General features: G+C 66.8%; 13 protein-coding genes and 3 pseudogenes. 7 read left to right on the top strand and 9 right to left on the bottom strand.

Features of this window, described 5'->3' with window-relative positions:
* Nucleotides 1-153: 153 nt before the first annotated feature.
* Nucleotides 154-3784: pseudogene (locus MNAB215_RS17860) on the top strand (multifunctional oxoglutarate decarboxylase/oxoglutarate dehydrogenase thiamine pyrophosphate-binding subunit/dihydrolipoyllysine-residue succinyltransferase subunit).
* A 77-nt stretch (nt 3785-3861) separates the two neighbouring features.
* Complete coding sequence (locus tag MNAB215_RS17855) at nt 3862-4692, top strand: SDR family NAD(P)-dependent oxidoreductase (RefSeq protein WP_077082111.1); 831 nt, start codon at nt 3862-3864, stop codon at nt 4690-4692.
* A 3-nt stretch (nt 4693-4695) separates the two neighbouring features.
* Here the strand turns inward: MNAB215_RS17855 and MNAB215_RS17850 are convergent, their stop codons facing one another.
* Genes MNAB215_RS17850 through MNAB215_RS17840 form a run of 3 tightly spaced genes read right to left on the bottom strand, consistent with a single transcriptional unit; the run spans nt 4696 to nt 7834 of the window.
* Nucleotides 4696-5574 carry a glycine betaine ABC transporter substrate-binding protein gene (locus MNAB215_RS17850; RefSeq protein WP_077080010.1) on the bottom strand — a complete coding sequence of 293 codons (879 nt, stop codon included), beginning with the start codon at nt 5572-5574 and terminating at the stop codon, nt 4696-4698.
* A gap of 10 nt (nt 5575-5584) precedes the next feature.
* Complete coding sequence (locus MNAB215_RS17845; protein WP_077080009.1) at nt 5585-6784, bottom strand: NAD(P)-dependent malic enzyme; 1200 nt, start codon at nt 6782-6784, stop codon at nt 5585-5587.
* A 60-nt stretch (nt 6785-6844) separates the two neighbouring features.
* A complete protein-coding gene (locus tag MNAB215_RS17840) occupies nt 6845-7834 on the bottom strand; it encodes a malate dehydrogenase (protein ID WP_077080008.1) in 990 nt (329 codons plus the stop codon).
* A 163-nt stretch (nt 7835-7997) separates the two neighbouring features.
* Between MNAB215_RS17840 and corA the strand changes: the two genes are divergently transcribed.
* The gene (corA, locus tag MNAB215_RS17835) at nt 7998-9092 is read left to right on the top strand and encodes a magnesium/cobalt transporter CorA (RefSeq protein WP_077080007.1); all 1095 of its coding nucleotides are present in this window, start codon (nt 7998-8000) and stop codon (nt 9090-9092) included.
* Between the two features lie 137 nt (nt 9093-9229).
* Here corA and MNAB215_RS17830 read toward each other — a convergent pair whose 3' ends face one another.
* Genes MNAB215_RS17830 through MNAB215_RS17805 form a run of 6 tightly spaced genes read right to left on the bottom strand, consistent with a single transcriptional unit; the run spans nt 9230 to nt 14712 of the window.
* Nucleotides 9230-9823: a suppressor of fused domain protein gene (locus tag MNAB215_RS17830; RefSeq protein ID WP_077082110.1), complete on the bottom strand. Its 594-nt coding sequence runs from the start codon at nt 9821-9823 to the stop codon at nt 9230-9232.
* A gap of 2 nt (nt 9824-9825) precedes the next feature.
* Nucleotides 9826-11007, bottom strand: a complete 1182-nt coding sequence (locus MNAB215_RS17825; protein WP_077080006.1) for an ABC transporter ATP-binding protein — start codon at nt 11005-11007, stop codon at nt 9826-9828.
* Nucleotides 11008-11011: 4 nt separating this feature from the next.
* Nucleotides 11012-11851, bottom strand: coding sequence for a carbohydrate ABC transporter permease (locus MNAB215_RS17820; RefSeq protein ID WP_077080005.1), 840 nt, complete (start codon nt 11849-11851; stop codon nt 11012-11014).
* Nucleotides 11841-12758 (bottom strand): carbohydrate ABC transporter permease, encoded by a 918-nt coding sequence (locus MNAB215_RS17815; RefSeq protein ID WP_245830345.1) that lies wholly within the window; start codon nt 12756-12758, stop codon nt 11841-11843. The genes MNAB215_RS17820 and MNAB215_RS17815 overlap by 11 nt, the downstream gene beginning before the upstream one ends.
* On the bottom strand, nt 12755-14134 hold the full coding sequence (locus MNAB215_RS17810) for an extracellular solute-binding protein (RefSeq protein WP_077080004.1): 1380 nt from the start codon (nt 14132-14134) through the stop codon (nt 12755-12757). Before MNAB215_RS17810 ends, MNAB215_RS17815 begins: the two co-directional genes overlap by 4 nt.
* Before the next feature lie 50 nt (nt 14135-14184).
* On the bottom strand, nt 14185-14712 hold the full coding sequence (locus tag MNAB215_RS17805; protein WP_077080003.1) for a YflT domain-containing protein: 528 nt from the start codon (nt 14710-14712) through the stop codon (nt 14185-14187).
* Between the two features lie 248 nt (nt 14713-14960).
* Between MNAB215_RS17805 and MNAB215_RS30555 the strand changes: the two are divergent.
* From MNAB215_RS30555 to MNAB215_RS17785, 4 genes and pseudogenes are all read left to right on the top strand, one after another.
* Nucleotides 14961-15519: pseudogene (locus tag MNAB215_RS30555) on the top strand (DUF4190 domain-containing protein).
* A gap of 61 nt (nt 15520-15580) precedes the next feature.
* Complete coding sequence (locus MNAB215_RS17795) at nt 15581-16891, top strand: magnesium transporter MgtE N-terminal domain-containing protein (protein WP_077080002.1); 1311 nt, start codon at nt 15581-15583, stop codon at nt 16889-16891.
* The gene (locus MNAB215_RS17790; protein WP_077080001.1) at nt 16888-17430 is read left to right on the top strand and encodes a DUF1003 domain-containing protein; all 543 of its coding nucleotides are present in this window, start codon (nt 16888-16890) and stop codon (nt 17428-17430) included. The genes MNAB215_RS17795 and MNAB215_RS17790 overlap by 4 nt, the downstream gene beginning before the upstream one ends.
* 128 nt (nt 17431-17558) lie before the next feature.
* Nucleotides 17559-18894 (top strand): annotated as a pseudogene (locus MNAB215_RS17785) (lytic transglycosylase domain-containing protein).
* Nucleotides 18895-18904 lie beyond the last annotated feature (10 nt).

Here is an 18904-nt window from a genome sequence, read left to right as displayed (position 1 = left end):
CTGGCGAATTACCGCCGAAGCGATAGCCTTTGTGGGGCGGAAAAAGTTTTCCAGCCGCCACGGGTGTGAGGTACTCCGTCGACCGGGGTGCGAGATGGCGCAGGCGTGAGGCGAAGCGCCGGCAGAACAAAGGAATTGAGGCGAACAGCGGCCGTGAGCAACGTAAGTTCACCATTCGGGCAAAACGAATGGCTGGTCGAGGAGATGTACCGCAAGTTCCGCGACGACCCTTCGTCGGTGGATCCCAGCTGGCACGAGTTCCTGGCCGACTACAGCCCCGAGCCGGCCTCATCGCCGCAGGACACCGCTAACGGGCCGGCCGCCGCGGCGCCCGCCGAACCCAAGCCCGGGCGCCGCCGCGCCGCCGCCCGCCAAAGCCCCGACCCCGCAGCCGGTCGAAGGCGACGAACTGCAGGTCCTGCGCGGTGCCGCCGCGGTTGTCGTCAAGAACATGTCCGCATCGCTCGACGTGCCGACGGCGACCAGCGTCCGGGCCGTTCCGGCCAAGCTGCTCATCGACAACCGGACCGTCGTCAACAACCAGCTCAAACGCAACCGCGGCGGCAAGATCTCGTTCACCCACCTGCTGGGTTACGCGGCGGTGCAGGCCGTCAAGAAATTCCCGAACATGAACCGGCACTACGCCGAGGTCGACGGCAGGCCCACCGCGGTCACCCCGGCGCACACCAACCTCGGCTTGGCCATCGACCTGCAGGGCAAGGACGGCAAACGCTCCCTGGTGGTAGCGGGCATCAAGGGCTGCGAGGCGATGCGGTTCGCCGAATTCGTCTCGGCCTACGAAGACATCGTTCGTCATGCCCGCGACGGCAAGCTCACCGCCGAAGACTTTGCCGGAGTCACGATTTCGCTGACGAACCCCGGCACCATCGGCACCGTGCACTCGGTGCCCCGACTGATGGCCGGCCAGGGCGCGATCATCGGCGTCGGCGCCATGGAATACCCCGCTGAGTTCCAGGGCGCCAGCGCGGAACGCATCGCCGAACTGGGCATCGGCAAGCTGATCACCCTGACCTCGACCTACGACCACCGCATCATCCAGGGCGCGGAATCCGGCGACTTCCTGCGCACCATCCACGAGATGCTGCTCTCGGACGGGTTCTGGGACGAGATCTTCCGCGAGATGGGCGTTCCGTATCTGCCGATTCGCTGGAGCACCGACAACCCCGACTCGATCGTCGACAAGAACGCCCGCGTCATGGAGTTGATCGCGGCCTACCGCAACCGCGGCCATCTGATGGCCGACATCGATCCGCTGCGGTTGGACCAAAGCAGGTTTCGCAGCCACCCCGACCTCGAAATACTCAATCACGGCCTGACCCTGTGGGATCTGGACCGGGTGTTCAAGGTCAACGGGTTCGCGGGCGCCGAGTATAAGAAACTGCGCGACGTGCTGGGTCTGCTTCGCGACGCGTACTGCCGTCACATCGGCGTCGAGTACACCCACATCCTCGAGCCCGAACAACAGCAATGGCTGCAGGAGCGGATCGAGACCAAACACGTCAAACCGACTGTGGCCGAACAGAAATATATCCTGTCCAGGCTCAACGCCGCCGAGGCCTTCGAAACGTTCCTGCAGACCAAGTACGTAGGGCAGAAGCGATTCTCGCTGGAGGGCGCGGAAAGCCAGATCCCGCTGATGGACGCGGCCATTGACCAGTGTGCCGAGCACGGCCTGGACGAGGTCGTCATCGCGATGCCGCACCGCGGCCGGCTCAACGTGCTGGCCAACATCGTGGGCAAGCCTTACTCGCAGATCTTTTCCGAGTTCGAGGGCAACCTGAACCCGTCGCAGGCGCACGGCTCCGGCGACGTCAAGTACCACCTCGGCGCCACCGGCATCTACCTACAGATGTTCGGCGACAACGACATTCAGGTATCGCTGACGGCCAACCCGTCGCACCTGGAGGCCGTCGACCCGGTGCTCGAGGGGTTGGTGCGTGCCAAAGAGGACCTGCTGGACAAGGGTGACAGCCCGGAGGGCTTCTCGGTGGTGCCGCTGATGCTGCACGGGGATGCCGCGTTCGCGGGCCAGGGTGTGGTCGCCGAGACGTTGAACCTGGCACTGCTGCCCGGTTATCGCGTCGGCGGGACCATCCACGTCATCGTCAACAACCAGATCGGCTTCACCACCGCGCCCGAGTTCTCCCGGTCCAGTGAGTACTGCACCGACGTCGCCAAGATGATCGGAGCCCCGATCTTCCACGTCAACGGCGACGACCCGGAAGCCTGCGTCTGGGTGGCGCGGCTGGCCGTGGACTTCCGGCAGAAGTTCAAGAAGGACGTCATCATCGACATGCTGTGCTACCGCCGGCGTGGGCACAACGAGGGCGATGACCCGTCCATGACGAACCCCTACATGTACGACGTGGTCGACACCAAGCGTGGCGCCCGCAAGAGCTACACCGAAGCCTTGATCGGTCGCGGCGACATCTCGCTGAAGGAGGCCGAGGCCGCACTGCGCGACTACCAGGGCCAATTGGAGCGAGTCTTCAACGAGGTCCGCGACCTGGAGAAGCACGGCGCGCTGCCCAGCGAATCCGTCGAATCCCTGCAGCCGGTCCCCGCGGGGTTGTCCACCGCGGTGGACAAAGCGTTACTGGCCCGCATCGGCGACGCCTTCGTGGCGGTGCCGGAGGGATTCTCCGTACACCCGCGGGTGCTACCCGTGCTGGAAAAGCGCCGGGAGATGGCCTACGAAGGCAAGATCGACTGGGCCTTCGGCGAACTGCTCGCGCTGGGCACCCTGGTGGCCGAGGGCAAGCTGGTGCGGCTGTCGGGACAAGACACCCGGCGCGGCACCTTCTCCCAGCGGCACTCGGTGATCATCGACCGACACACCTGCGAGGAGTTCACGCCGCTACAGCTGCTGGCCACCAACCCCGACGGCACCCCGACCGGCGGCAAATTCCTGGTCTACGACTCGCCGCTGTCGGAGTACGCCACCGTCGGCTTCGAGTATGGCTATACCGTCGGCAACCCGGACGCTCTGGTGTTGTGGGAGGGGCAGTTCGGCGACTTCGTCAACGGCGCGCAGTCGATCATCGACGAGTTCATCAGCTCCGGTGAGGCCAAATGGGGACAGCTGTCCAACGTGGTGCTGCTCCTACCGCACGGCCACGAGGGCCAGGGCCCCGACCACACCTCAGGCCGCATCGAGCGGTTCCTGCAGCTGTGGGCCGAGGGTTCGATGACCATCGCGGTGCCGTCGACCCCGTCGAACTACTTCCACCTGTTGCGCCGGCACGCGCTGGACGGCGTCCAGCGCCCGCTGATCGTCTTCACGCCGAAGTCGATGTTGCGCAACAAGGCGGCCGTCAGTGATATCAGGGACTTCACCGAGAACAAGTTCCGCTCGGTGCTGGAAGAACCCACCTACGAAGACGGCATCGGCGATCGCAGCAAGGTCAGCAGGATCCTGCTGACCAGCGGCAAGATCTACTACGAGCTGGCAGCGCGCAAGGCCAAGGACAACCGCGACGACGTGGCGATCGTGCGGATCGAACAGCTCGCGCCGCTGCCGAAACACCGTCTCGACGACACGCTGGACAGCTACGAGAACGCCACGCAGTTCTTCTGGGTCCAGGAGGAGCCGGCCAACCAGGGTGCGTGGCCGTCGATGGGCTTGACCCTGCCCGAGCTGCTGCCGGATAAATTGAGCGGGATCAAGCGCATTTCGCGGCGGGCGATGTCGGCCCCGTCGTCGGGGTCGTCGAAGGTGCACGCCGTCGAGCAGCAGGAGATCATCGACACCGCGTTCGGCTGACGGCCCACCCGGCATTATCGGGGACCGCTGGTACCGGTTAACCTCGAAGCAGTTTTCCGATACTAGGGAGGGTGTTCATGCGTGGATTCGCGGGCAAGGTCGCCGTGGTGACCGGAGCCGGTTCGGGTATCGGGCAGGCACTCGCCGTCGAGCTGGGCCGCTCGGGTGCCAGCCTGGCCATCAGCGACATCGATACCGAAGGCCTGGCGCACACCGAGGAGCAGCTCAAGGCGATCGGTGTGCCGGTCAAAACCGACCGTCTCGACGTGACCGAGCGCGAGGCGTTTCTGCTCTACGCCGACGCGGTCAACGAGCATTTCGGCAAGGTCAACCAGATCTACAACAACGCCGGCATCGCGTTCACCGGCGACATCGAGGTCAGCCAGTTCAAGGACATCGAACGGGTGATGGACGTCGACTTCTGGGGCGTCGTCAACGGCACCAAGGCCTTCCTGCCGCACCTGATCGCCTCCGGGGACGGCCACGTCGTCAACATCTCCAGCGTGTTCGGGTTGTTCTCCGTGCCGGGTCAGGCGGCGTACAACTCGGCGAAGTTCGCCGTCCGCGGTTTCACCGAGGCGCTGCGGCAGGAAATGATCCTGGCCCACCACCCGGTGCGGGTGACCACGGTGCACCCAGGCGGCATCAAGACCGCGATCGCCCGCAACGCCGGGGCCGCCGAAGGCCTCGACCGCGAGCAGCTGGCCAACATGTTCGACAAGAAGCTGGCCATGACCAGCCCGCAAAAGGCCGCCCGCATCATCCTGGACGGCGTGCACAAGAACCGGGCCCGGGTGCTGGTCGGCCCGGACGCCAAGATTTTGGACCTGATGGTGCGGCTGACCGGCTCGGGATACCAGCGGATCATCGGGGCCTCCTTGGGCCGCATGATGCCGCGCCCGACGTAAAGCTCAGCGCCCCAGCGGGTGCTCGGCCAACCACGCGCCGGCCACCGCCAGCGGATCGGCGCCGCCGGCCACCTGACGGCGCATGTCGGCCAGGGCCGCGGTGTCCAGCACGCCGGCGACCTCGTTGATCGCCAGCAATTGCCGATCCGTCAGCGCATTGCGTCGGTACAAGGGCACCACGTTTTCGGCCTGAATCAACGCGGGCTTGCCGTCGGCCAGCGACACCAGGTCGCCGGGGATCGAGGGATCGGCGGTGGTGGCCCACGCCGCGGTCACCTGTCCGGCCCGTAGCGCGGCGAACATCGTTGCGTCGTCCGGGAATTCGCGCGGAGCCGGCAGCCGGCAACTGCCGATCGCCGCGGGTGCCCGGCGGCCGGTGACCAGCCCGACGGCCAGCCCGTCGCAGTGCTTTGGTAGCAGGGAAAGGTCGGCGTTGCGGTCGTTGCCGCCCCACGCCGTGGCGGTGGTCGCAGTGACCAGCAACACGGGTTTGTCTTCGCCGGCCGTCGCGTAATCGCCGGCGGCGACACCCTCGGGCAGCGCCGACACCATGGCGCGGTAGACCTGCGCGTCGGACTTCGCGTCGGACTGCGCCTCGCCGGGCCGCAGCGTCTGCAACATCTGGCCGGTGAGGACGGGGACGACGGTGAACGCGCCGGAGTCCAGCTCCGCCATGGGATCCGCGGCCGCCTGGGTGTGTGCGGCGACACCGTATGAGCGCAGCGCCGCAAGATAGACGCCGGCCAACAACGTCGACTCGGCGTCGGGGCCGGATCCGACGACCACGTCGTGGCGATTGTCGGGATGAGCCGCGCAGCCGGCCCAGACAAGCACAGCGAGCGCGGCGGCGAGCAGCGTCGCGGCCAGCCGTCGGGCTTTCACCCGAGCTGTCTCAGGCGTCCGAGGCTTCCGCAGCCTGAGCCACCGCCTTGGCCACCGCCTCGCTGACGCGCAGGTCCAGCGGGCTGGGGACGATTCGTTCGGGCGCCAGGTCGTCGCTGACTACGGAGAAGATCGCCTCCGCGGCGGCCACCATCATCTGCTGCGTGATCCGGCGCGCCCCGGCGTCCAGTGCGCCGCGGAACAACCCCGGGAACGCCAGGACGTTGTTGATCTGGTTCGGGAAGTCGCTGCGGCCGGTGGCCACGACGGCGGCGTGCTTGGCCGCGATGTCGGGATGGATCTCCGGATCGGGGTTGGACAGCGCGAACACGATCCCCCCGGGCGCCATGGTGGCGATCAGCTCCTCGGGGACCACACCCGCGGAGACCCCGAGGAAAACGTCGGCCCCATCGAGGGCTTCGACCATGCCGCCGGTGAGGCCGCGGGGATTGCAGCTGCGCGCCAGGTCGGCCTTGACGGCGTTCATGTCGTCGCGACCGGTGTGCAGAATGCCACGCGAGTCGAGCACTGTGATATCCGAAACACCCATGGCAAGAAGGAGTTTCGAGCACGCAACGCCGGCAGCGCCGGCACCGGAGACCACCACGCGCAGCGCTGTCATGTCTCGGCCGAGCAACGTGGAAGCGCCCATCAGAGCCGAAAGGACCACGATCGCGGTGCCGTGCTGATCGTCGTGCATGACCGGACAGTCCAGCGCCTCGATGGCCCGTCGTTCGATCTCAAAGCAGCGCGGAGCCGAGATGTCCTCGAGGTTGACCGCACCAAAGGTCGGCCGCAGCCGCACCAGGGTGTCCACGATCTCGTCGGGATCCTTGGTGTCCAGCACGATCGGGATCGCGTCCAGCCCGGCGAACTCCTTGAACAGCGCGCTCTTGCCCTCCATCACCGGTAGCGCCGCCGCCGGCCCGATGTCGCCGAGGCCGAGTACCGCGCTGCCGTCGCTGACGACGGCCACCAGGCGATGCGCCCAGGTGTAGCGGGCGGCCAGGGTGTGGTCGGCGGCGATCGCGCGGCTGACCTGCGCGACGCCCGGGGTGTAGGCGATCGACAGTGCGCGCTGGGTGTCCAGCGGGGCCCTCAGCTCTACCGAGAGTTTGCCGCCGACGTGAGCGTCGAAGATCTCGTCGTCTCCGATGACAATCTGCGACTGCACGATTTCGGACACGCGCCCAGGGTACTGACTACTCATTAGTAGCCCTAATCGACTGGATCCGTGCGCGACGACCCGTGCTTGCGCCTGTCACGCGCCTCAGATGAGGCCCAGCTCGGTCACCGCATTGCGCTCGTCGGCCAGCTCGGCGGTCGATTTGTCGATCCGGCCGCGGGAGAAGTCGTCGATCTCCAGGCCCTGGACGATCGACCAGTTGCCGTCCTTGGTGGTCACCGGGAACGACGAGATCAAGCCCTCCGGCACACCGTAGGAGCCGTCGGACACGACCGCCATCGAGACCCAGTTGCCGTCCGGGGTGCCCAGTAGCCAGTCCCGGGCGGCGTCGGTAGTTGCCGACGCGGCCGACGCGGCCGAGGACGCCCCACGGGCGTCGATGATCGCGGCGCCGCGCTTGGCGACCGTCGGGATGAAGTCGTTCTCGATCCAGTTCTGGTCGTTGACGACCTCGGCGGCGTTCTTGCCGCCGATCTCGGCGTGGAAGATGTCCGGGTACTGCGTGGCCGAGTGGTTGCCCCAGATGGTGATCTTCTTGATGTCGGTGACCGCGCTCCCGGTCTTCTTGGCCAGCTGCGAGATCGCCCGGTTGTGGTCGAGCCGGGTGAGCGCGGAGAACCGCTCCTTCGGAATGTCCGGGGCGTTGGACGAAGCGATCAGCGCGTTGGTGTTGGCCGGGTTGCCGGTCACGCCGATGCGGACATCGTCGGCGGCGACGGAGTTGAGCGCCTTGCCCTGGGCGGTGAAAATCGCGCCATTGGCCTCGAGCAGGTCGCCGCGCTCCATGCCCGGGCCGCGGGGACGGGCACCGACGAGCAGGGCCAGGTTCACGCCGTCGAAGATCTTGTTCGGATCCGCGCCGATCTCGACGCCCGCCAGCAGCGGGAACGCGCAGTCGTCAAGCTCCATGACGACACCCTCGAGGGCCTTGAGCGCGGGCTCGATCTCGAGCAGGCGCAGCTCGACCGGGCGGTCGGGTCCCAGCAGCGAGCCGCTGGCCAGGCGGAACAACAGGCTGTAGCCGATCTGGCCGGCAGCTCCGGTCACGGCGACCTTCAGAGGACTTGCGCTCACTTCGATTTACTCCTTGGACAGAGAGTTTCGGTCGTGCTCGAAACTAGCGCACCCGCCGGATCCACCGGCGCGCGGCCACCGCGCACTCTTCACATGATGTTCTGGCCGAACGCGTAGCATGAGCACCGCTCTGCCACACCTGCGCTGCGATAGGAGGTTTGGGGTGTTAGAGGGATTCGACGCTTTGCCCGAAGTGCTGAGACCAATCGCGCACGCGCCACGCCCCGAACCCGATCCCCATCCGCACCACCGGTCCCTGATCGACTGCGCGGTGTACGCCGAGGGCCACCGGATGCCCGGCACATTCACCTACGATGACGCACTCGTCAAAGTGAACCAGATCCAATTGCTCGGGCACGAGGCGTTCGTCTGGGTCGGCCTGCACGAGCCGGACCTGAGCCAGATGCAGGAAGTGGCGGACGTTTTCGGGCTGCACCCGTTGGCCGTCGAAGACGCGGTCTGCGCGCATCAGCGTCCCAAGCTGGAGCGCTACGACGACACCTTGTTCCTGGTGCTCAAGACGGTCAACTACGTCGAGCACGAATCGGTGGTGCTGGCCCGCGAGATCGTGGAGACCGGGGAGGTCATGGTCTTCGTCGGCAAGGACTTCGTGGTCACCGTGCGCCACGGCGAACACGGCGGACTGTCCGAGGTGCGCAAGCGCATGGAGGCCGACGCCGATCAGTTGCGGCTGGGGCCGTTCGCGGTCATGCACGCCATCGCCGACAACGTGGTGGACCACTACCTCGAGGTGAGCGGTGCGATGCAGTCCGATATCGACAGCATCGAGGTCGTGGCGTTCGGCCCGGGCCGCAAGCTCGACGTCGAACCGATCTACTTGATCAAGCGTGAGGTCGTCGAACTACGCCGGTGCGTCAACCCGCTGTCCGTCGCATTCCACCGCATGCAGATCGAAAACAAGGACATCATTTCGAAAGAAGTGCGGCGCTACCTGCGCGACGTCGCCGACCACCAGTCCGAGGCCGCCGACCAGATCGCCAGCTACGACGACATGCTCAACTCGTTGGTGCAGGCGGCGTTGGCCCGTGTCGGTATGCAGCAGAACAACGACATGCGCAAGATGGCGGCCTGGGCCGGTATTTTGGCGGTGCCCACCATGGTGGCGGCCATCTACGGCATGAACTTCCATTTCATGCCCGAGCTGAACTGGACCTGGGGCTACCCGGGGATCATGGCCTTGATGATGGTCTCCTGCCTCGGCCTGTATTTCCAATTCCGCAGGAACAACTGGCTTTAGCCTGCGCTTCGTGCGTTTCATGCGGCGTCGAGTGTGCGCCGGCGGCGTGGAGTGTGCGGCGGCGGCGGGAATTTCGGGCTATGCCGACCCCGGGCGCACACTCAGCGCCGTGCCTGCACACTCAACGGGATGTGCCGTCAATCAGGTTGCACCGCAGGACGATTCGGATCGAGGACGTCGACCCCGTCGTTGTGCCATGCCTGGCGCATGGCGTCGGCACCCTTAAGCCGCACCCAGGCGGCCTCCGTTGCGGTGATGGGAGTCGCCGACAGAAAGGTCACCGGATCGCGCGGCGGCTCGAGCGGTAGGTCGGGAATATCGCTGTGGCCCAACAACACCGCGGTGAAAGGGACCCGCGCGGTCGGCCGTGTCCACATCGGCGAGCCGAGGTCGATCAATGCGTCGGGGACCAGCACCACACCGTCGACGGCGGGCGTTGCGGCCAGAATCGCCAGGCTGCGGGCGATGCCGCTGATCGGTCCGGGATCCCGAAGGCACAGCACGACTTCGGCACGCGGGCCGCGCAACTGGTCCACCTGGATCTGCGTCGGGTCGCTCATCGGGTGGCGCGAGCACCCCACCGACACGTACCGCACCACACCGTCGGGCGAGCGGAATCGCAATACCTCGATGGATTCGGTACCGAGAAACGTCACGCTCGCGGAGTCGGGTTCGGAGTCGACGCCCGACGCGGCGAAGTGGCCACGCAGGTGCGCCCTTACCTGATCCAGGCTCACTGAGCTACGGGTGGCACAGGTACGGTCAGGTTCACCCCGGAGTCGGCGTCGAAGACGGCGAGTTTCGTTGCGTCGAAAGCCAACTCGATCGACTGCCCGATCGCCGCCGTCGACTGAGCGGAAACTCGTGCCACGAACTGGTTTTCGTGGACCTGCTCCTCCGCGGCGAGTTCGTCCAGCTGAGCCGCATGCACGTCCCACCCCCGCGAGGAGAAGTACACATATTTGTCGGCGCCCAACGACTCCACCAGATCGACCTTGACCTCGAAGATCAAGGCCTGTATCCGCTGGTAGCCGTCGATCAGCGCGGCGTCGGACAGATGCTCGGGCCGCACCCCGACGATGACGTTCCCGGGCCTGGGATGCGCGGCGATCACCTGCTGGACCTCAGGTGCCAGCATCACCTCCCCGAACGGCAGGGTCAGTCCGTTCGGGGTCAGCGTGGCGGGGAAGAAGTTCATCGCCGGTGATCCGATGAATCCCGCGACGAAGAGATTGGCCGGACGCTCGTAGAGCTCGCCGGGTGTGCCGATCTGCTGTGCGACACCACCATGCATGACCACCACGCGGTCCCCCAGCGTCATGGCTTCGGTCTGGTCGTGGGTGACGTAAACGGTGGTCGTACCCAGCCTTTTTTGCAGCCGGGCGATCTCACCGCGCATCTGCACGCGCAGCTTGGCGTCCAGATTGGACAGCGGCTCGTCCATCAAGAACGCCTTGGGGTGGCGCACGATTGCCCGGCCCATCGCGACCCGCTGCCGTTGCCCGCCCGACAGTTGCGACGGCTTACGGTCCAGAAGTTCGGTCAGGTCAAGGATTTTGGCCGTGTCGGCGACCTTCTGCGCGATATCGGCCTTCTTCATCTTGGCCAGGGTCAGCGGGAAGGCGATATTTTGGCGCACCGTCATGTGCGGGTAGAGCGCATAGGACTGGAACACCATCGCGATGTCGCGGTCCTTCGGCGCCTTCTCATTCACCCGCTCGCCGCCGATGCGCAGCTCGCCCGACGAGATATCCTCAAGCCCCGCAATCATATTCAGCGTCGTGGTCTTACCGCAGCCGGATGGCCCGACCAGGATCACGAATTCACCGTCGGCGATGGTGATGTTCAGGTCTTGCACCGCGGTCGCCCCATTGGGGTAACTCTTGTTGACGTGCTCCAGCACAATCTCGGCCATCGCGCTATCCCTTCACAGCGCCAGAAGTCAACCCGGCGACAATCCGTCGTTGGAAGATTAGAACAAACACGACGATCGGGACCGTAATCACGATCGCTCCGGCCGCGATCGATCCCGTCGGCTCCTCGAACTGCGAAGTGCCGGGGAAGTTTGCGATGGCCACCGGCGCGGTGATCGCCGCCTTGGTCGCGGTCAGCGACAGCGCCAGCAGCAGGTCGTTCCACGCGAAGATGAACACCAGGATCGCGGCGGTCACCAATCCGGGTGCGGCCAGCGGGACGATGACCTTGCGGAACGCCTGCGCGGGCGTGGCGCCGTCCATCTTCGCAGCCTTCTCCAGGTCCCACGGAACCTCGCGAAAGAAGGCCGACAATGTGTAGATGGCCAGGGGCAGCGCGAAGGTGATGTAGGGCAGGATCAATCCCGGCCAGGTGTCGAACAATCCGACGGCCCGCTCGATGTTGAACAACGGCGTGACCAAAGAGATCGCCGGGAACATGGTGATCAGCAGGGTGGAACCGATGAGCAGCCGCTTGCCGGGAAAGTCCAGCCTGGCAATCGCATAGGCCGCCATCGCGCCCAGCACCACGGCAATCGCGGTGGTAATCAACCCGATTCCGATGGAGTTGATCAGCGCCGAGCTGAAGAAGTCACCCCGGAAGATGCCGCGATAGTTGTCCAGGGTCACCGACGACGGAATCAGCTTGCCGTCCTTGACCATTGACGTCGGCTTGAGCGACAGGGACAGAATCCACAGCACCGGAAGCCCGGCATAGCCGACGACCAAAAGGTCGGTAACGGCCCACAGCACGGTGCGCCGCGCGCCCGCCACCTCAGCGCCCATCGACGTCACCACCGGGCGCCGCGACCCCGAACAGCTTGACGTAGACCAGCGCGATGATGCCGGCACAGAAGAAGATCAGCACGCTGATCGCCGAGCCGAGCCCGATGTCGAAGCCCTTGAACAGGTTGTTGTAGCCCAGGATCGACACCGAGTCGGTATCGGTGGCGCCCTGGGTCAGCACGTAGATGTTGTCGAAAATGCGGAAGGCGTCCATCGTCCGGAATAACAGGGCGACCACCACCGCCGGCTTGATGATGGGCAGGGTGATCCTGATCAGCCGCCGCCACGCGCCCGCACCGTCGACTTGGGCGGCTTTCAACAGATCCTGAGGCACCAGCGCCAGCCCGGCCAGCAGCAGCAGCGACATGAACGGCGTGGTTTTCCAGACCTCGGCGAGGACGACGATGCTCAGTGCTGGGATCTGTTCGGTCAGCGGCGCGCTGCCCTGTGGCAGCAGGTTGGCCAGGTAGCCGGTGCCCGGCGTCCAGGCGTAGTACCAGCTGTAGGACGCGACCACGGTAACGATGCCGTACGGGATGAGCACCGCGGTGCGGACCAGGCCCCTGCCGAAGAGGGTGTGATGCATCACCAGGGCCAGCGTCAGGCCGATCACGAACTCGATCAGCACGGAAACCGTTGTGATTGACAGTGTTACGGCCAGCGCCGTCCACCAGTAGCGGTCGGTCAGGATTGTCTGGTAATTGGCCAGGCCGATGAATCTGGTGTCGTTGGGAGTGGCCAGATTGTTGTGCTGCAGGCTCAGCCAGATCGCGTAGCAGATCGGGTAGGCCGTCACCGCCAACATCAGAATCGCCGCGGGCGCAACAAGAATGAAGGCCAGCCGCTGCTCGGCCGGACGCTTCCAGATCGCCGCCCGCGTCGCTGGCAGCCCGGCGGCGCGGGTCACGGCAGTAGCCCCTTGCCGTCGATGGCCTTCTGCACCTGCTTGGTCAGCTCGTCGGCGGTGCGGTCGGGATCGATCTCGGTGATCGGGCTCAGCGCCGCCGCGATTCGAATTGCCATGGCCTGATACGCCGGCGTCACCGGACGCACCGCGGCGTCGGTGAGCTGTTGGCGGATCACGGTGTACATCGGATACTTGGCCTGGAATTGCGGATCGGAGTACAGCGAGGTGCGCACCGCCGGCAGGCCGCCGTTCAGCGAAACGTACTTCTGGTTCTGCAGGCTGCGCAGGCAGCGCACGGCTTCGAACGCCTCCGCGCGGTGCCGGGTGGTGCTGGCCACCGCCAGGTTGGCCCCGCCGATCGTCACCTTGGCCGGCCGGCCGTCGGCCACACCGGGGAACGGGGCGAACCCGAATACCTTCTGGCTGGCCGCATATGCGAGGTGAAATTGCTCGTCGTTGGGGACAAACGTGCCCAGCTCATTGATGCTGCCGGCCAGTGCCGGATCCTGGTTGAGCGGCAGGAAGCTCACGCCACCCTTGACGGCGTTCTGCAGCAGCGACGCCAGCACGTAAGGCCAATTGACTTCCAGGGCAGCCTGACCCTGTTCGACCGCCAACCGGGCGGTGGCCGCGTCGGTCCGGGTGATCGAGGGGTCGGCCCCCGGCGCGGTGGCGACGGCCTTGAGGATCCGCAAGGCGTTGACGGTGGCGGCCCGGTGCTCGGGCGTGTCGGTCAGGGTGACGCGGCGGCCGTCTTCGGAAAGCACCTGACCGCCGCCGCTTTCCAGCAGCGTGTTGAACCACACCACCAGGCCCTCGCCCTCGTTGGCCTGTACGGCGATCCAGCTGGGCTGGCCTGCGGCGTGCAGCCGGGTCGCCTCGGCCACCATGTCGTTCCAGTTCTGCGGCGGCTGATGGACCAAATCTGCTCTATACCAGAGTAATTCGGTATTGGTGGTGATCGGTGCCGCGTACAGCTTGTGCTTCCAGCGGGCCGTGGCGAGGGGGCCGGGCAGCGTGTCGACGGTGGCGTCGGTCTCGGCCTGGCCCGCCGGGTCGTCGGAAAGCGGCAGCGCCCAGCCGGCTTCGGCGAACTCGGCCGTCCACACCACATCCAGCGCCATCACGTCCAGGGTGCGGTCGTGACCGGTCAGGCGCCGGGCCAACTGCAACCGCTGTTCGCCGGGAGCCCTGGGCAGCCCGATCTGATGAATGGCGAACCGGCCGCCGAATTGTGTGGTGCAGTCGCGGGCAACCGCGGTGAACGTCGCCGAATCATCGGACGGTGTATAGAGGCTGATGATCAGCTCGTTGCTGGTCGAGCCGCAGGCCGCAACCGATGCCATGATCAACGTCGCCAGCACGATGACGCCCATGCGGCGTGCGTGCCCGCGACTCACCTTGACCTCAGCCTTTCGTCGTGGCTTCAAATCGCCAGACGTGCCAACAAATCCCGCGCCTTTTCCGCGTTTTGCGGTTCACACAGTACGTCGTACCGGCCGGCCACCAATTGCATGGTGGAGCTGAAATCCCTTGTGCCACGGGCCATTGCGTATGGAACCGCGGAGGTGATCAACCCGAAGAACACGCCGGCGACCAGACCGGTCAGCAGCGCCCCCCACGGGCTGGGGCTGAAGAAGCCGAGCACCAATCCGATGAACAGTCCCAGCCACGCCCCGCTCAGCACTCCACCGCCGAGCACCTTGGGCCAGGTCAGCCGACCGGTGACCCGCTCGACTTGCATCAGGTCGACACCGACGATGGTCACCTGCTGGACCGGGAACTGCTGATCCGACAGGTAATCGACGGAGCGCTGGGCTTCGGCGTAGGTGGGGTAGGACCCGACCGGCCAGCCCTTGGGCGGTGTCGGCAGGCCGGGCGCATTACGGCGCCCCGCGACCGAGCCGCCTGGTGACGCACCGGGGACCTGCCCGGGCTGGTAAGGGTTAGTCATCGGCGCCCATTCTCCTCCCCCGTGGCCAGACTTTCATCCCGGCCCTACCACCGCATCCGCGCGACCCCGCGCGGACCGGTAAGCAAACGCCCCGCCGCCGGGGGTCCGCGCTCCGGGTTCGCTACGGCGCAGAGTCCGCCGCCGACCGCGGGACGAGCAGAACTGGCCTGCCGCAACGTGTCTAAGCGCACGTCGGCGCCTCGGCTTTGCGCCGCGCCCGCCACCAGCACATGGGCTAGGTTGAACGCATGACAGCTCCGGGCCCTGCCGACGGCGAGGACGCCCGCGACGACGGGGCTAATCCTCCCGAGGCCGGCGGGTGGGCGCAGACGCAGCCCGCCTGGGAGGTTCCCGGTGCCCCGCCCCACCAACTACCCGCCCCCGCCCTACCAACCACCCGGTCCGCCATTTGGCAATCCGTCACCGCCGCCCGGCTACCTCGGGCCCGCGCCGGAGTACGGCGGACCACCGCCTGGATATGACGCATCGCCACCCGGTTACGGCCCACCTCAATATCCGGGTGGCTACCACTACCCGACGCCGGACTATCCCGGGGCATACGGACCCCAGCCGGTGACGCCGTCCGGGACGAACGGGATGGCGGTCGCCTCGCTGATCGCGTCGTTCACCGGTCTGTTGTGCTGCATCGGCGGGATCGTGGGCATCGTGCTGGGCATCATCGCGCTCGACCAGATCAAGCGGACCCGCCAGGACGGCTACGCGTTGGCCGTCGCCGGCATCGTGATCGGAATCGCAACGCTAATCATCGCTTTGATCGTCGGGATCTTTGCGATGCATTCGAGTTAGCGGCGCCGGACAACGCTGCGGCGGCTGCGCGCTTGGCATCGGGCTGCATAGGCTCTCTCCCATGGCATCGGTCAACAGGGTCTACGTCGCGCGGCTGTCACGAATGTTGGTGCTGGGCCCGCTCGGTGAGAACTTCGGCCGGGTCCGCGATGTCGTGATCAGCATCAGCATCGTCCGCCAGCAACCGCGGGTTTTGGGCCTCGTCGTCGACCTGGCGACCCGGCGCAGCATCTTCATCCCGATGCTTCGGGTCGCCTCGATCGACCCCAACGCGGTGACGCTCAGCACGGGCAGCGTGTCGCTGCGGCATTTCGAGCAGCGGCCGGGCGAGGTCCTGGCGATGGGCCAGGTGCTCGATACCCAAGTCAAGGTCAACGACCCCGCGCTGCCGGAACTCGCCGGCCGGGACGTGGCGATCACCGACCTGGGAATCGAGCAATCGCGCACCCGCGACTGGCTGGTGACCAGGATCGCCGTGCGCACCCAGCGGCGGCTGGGCCGGCGGGGGCCGGTGAACGTGGTGGATTGGCAAAACGTGCAGGGTCTGACGCCGTCGGCGCTGGCGATGCCGGGCCAAGCCGTGGCACAGCTGCTCAGCCAGTTCGAAGGCCGTCGCGCCGTTGACGTGGCAGACACCATCCGCGGGCTGCCGCCCAAGCGTCGCCTCGAGGTGTTCAAGGCCCTCAGCGACACCCGGTTGGCCGACATCCTGCAGGAGCTGCCGGAGTCGGAGCAGGCCGACGCGCTGTCGCAGTTGGGTACCGAACGCGCGGCCGACCTGCTCGAGGAGATGGAACCCGACGACGCCGCCGACCTGCTCGGTGTGCTGAACCCGACCGACGCCGAGTTGTTGCTGGCCCGGATGGATCCCGGCGAATCCGCGCCGGTGCGAAGACTTTTGAAGTACTCCCCCGACACCGCGGGCGGGTTGATGACGTCGGATCCGGTGGTGCTGACCGCCGACACCACGGTCGCCGAAGCCCTGGCCAGGGCCCGCGATGGCGACCTCACTGCCGCGCTGTCGTCAATGGTCTTCGTGACCCGGCCACCCACGGCCACGCCCACCGGGCGCTATCTGGGCTGTGTGCACTTGCAGCGGCTGCTTCGCGAACCCCCGAGCGAGCTGGTCGGCGGCATCGTCGACTCCGATCTGACACCGCTGACACCGCAGACCCCGCTGGCGTCGGTGACCCGCTACTTCGCCGCCTACAACCTGGTCTGCGGACCCGTGGTCGACGACGACAATCATCTGTTGGGGGCGGTGACCGTGGACGACCTGCTCGATCACCTACTGCCACACGACTGGCGCGCGGACGTCCAAGAGCCTGACGCCGCCGTCGAGCCCGTCGACGCAACCGGAGGGTCCCTGTGAGCAAAGCGACCGAACCGCGGCGGCTGTACACCCCTCGGTCGTCGCGCTGGAACGCGTTGCGGCTGGATCCCGAGACGATCGGTAACAGCACCGAGGCCATCGCACGCTTCTTCGGCACCGGCCGCTACTTGCTGATCCAGTCCATCATCGTGATCATCTGGATCACGGTGAACCTGGTGGCGGTCGAGTACCGCTTTGACCCCTACCCCTTCATCCTGCTCAACCTGGCCTTCTCGACGCAGGCCGCCTACGCCGCGCCGCTGATCCTGCTGGCCCAGAACCGTCAGGAGAACCGGGACCGGGTCACCCTCGAAGAGGACCGTCGCCGCGCCTCGCAGACCAAGGCCGACACCGAGTTCCTGGCCCGCGAGCTGGCCGCGCTGCGGCTGGCCCTCGGCGAGGTCGTGACCCGCGAATACCTGCGCGACGAGCTCGACGAACTGCGCACCGTGCTGACCGACCTGGCACCCCGCAGACCGGGCGAAGAGCCCGCCCCGGCCAGCGACACCCGTGTGCCCGCCGCCAAGAAATCACCGTGAATATCGAATCCACCATTGCGCCACTCCCGTCACGGGAGTTATGTATGGTGATCTAGTTCACGAAGCTAAGAAGAGGTTTCCGGCAGCTCACACCCGCTTCCGCTAGCCCACATACTTAGGACGGTCGAGTGCACATTGGGGGCCGCAGGGGTGCACGCCCGGTCGATGCGGCGGCCGGGAATCGGGCACCACGCCTGACCCGTACGCCGGCGTTCGGCGTAGCCGTGATCGCCCCTTTGGTACTCGCCGGAGCGGTCTCGGGCGCGCCTCCCCCACAGTTGCACGGAAAGAGCCCGATTCCCTCGGTGCATGCCGTGATCACGCCGGTGGCTGCGGTGTCGCCGACCGTGCCCGACCTCTCCGGTCCCGTCGTCATCGCCATTGACCGCGCGCCGACGGCATTCCACATCGGTTCGGCGACGACCTCCGCGCCACCGCCGCCGATGATCGTGAACACGCCTGGCGCACTGGGCATTCCGACGATCGCGCTGTCCGCCTACCGCAGCGCCGAAATGAAGATGGCCGCCGAGGCACCGGGTTGCGGCGTCAGCTGGAACCTGCTGGCCGGCATCGGTCGCATCGAGTCGGGCCATGCGGGCAACGGCGCCGTCGATGCACGCGGCACCGCTGTCGTGCCGATCTACGGTCCCGCGCTGGACGGCACGCTGCCCGGCAACGAGACCATCATCTCCAGCAGCGCCGGCAGCCGCGTCACTTATGCCCGCGCGATGGGGCCCATGCAGTTCCTGCCCGGCACCTGGGCGCGCTACGCCTCCGACGGCAAGGGCGACGGAACGGCCGACCCGCAGAACATCTTCGACGCCACCCTCGCCGCCGCCCGCTACCTGTGCAGCGGCGGGCTGAACCTGCGCGACCCGGCTGGGGTCATGGCCGCGATCCTGCGTTACAACAACTCGACGCCCTACGCGCAGAACGTGTTGGGCTGGGCCGCGGCCTACGCCACCGGCGTGGTCCCGGTCGACCTGCCGGCGATCACCGGACCGCCGCCCCCGCTGGGCAGCTCACACGACGAGCATCCCGAGGGATTGGGCCCGGGCCTGCCGATGAACATCAACGGCCTGTCGATCAACGACCCGATGGCGCGGATGCCGCTGATCGACCTCAACACGCCGCAGCCCACCGGTGCGCCGCCGATGTTCCCGTGGATGGCCCCGGCGACGCCGCCACCGGCGCAGGGCCACATGCCCGGCTGCACCCTGATCTGCATCGGCTCGCAGGGTCCGCCGCCCGCTGACCCCGCCCCACCATGGGGGGCGCAGCCTTTCGCGCCACTTCGCGCCCGCGGCCCCGCCGCCGCCTCCGGACCCGGTGGCCGTCCCGCCCGCCGCCGCGGTCCCGGCACCGCAAGCCCAGCCGGCGACACCACCCAAGGCCTCGCCGGCGCCCAAGCCCGCGAACCAGGCCCAGGGGGCCCACGGTCCGGCGCCCTCCCCGGCCGGCTAACCCCGCCTGC

Origin of the sequence: Mycobacterium numidiamassiliense (assembly GCF_900157365.1) — a bacterium.
GTDB classification, from domain to species: Bacteria; Actinomycetota; Actinomycetes; order Mycobacteriales; family Mycobacteriaceae; genus Mycobacterium; species Mycobacterium numidiamassiliense.
Note: the sequence above shows the minus strand (reverse complement) of the source record. Positions and strands in the feature narration are given on the sequence as shown.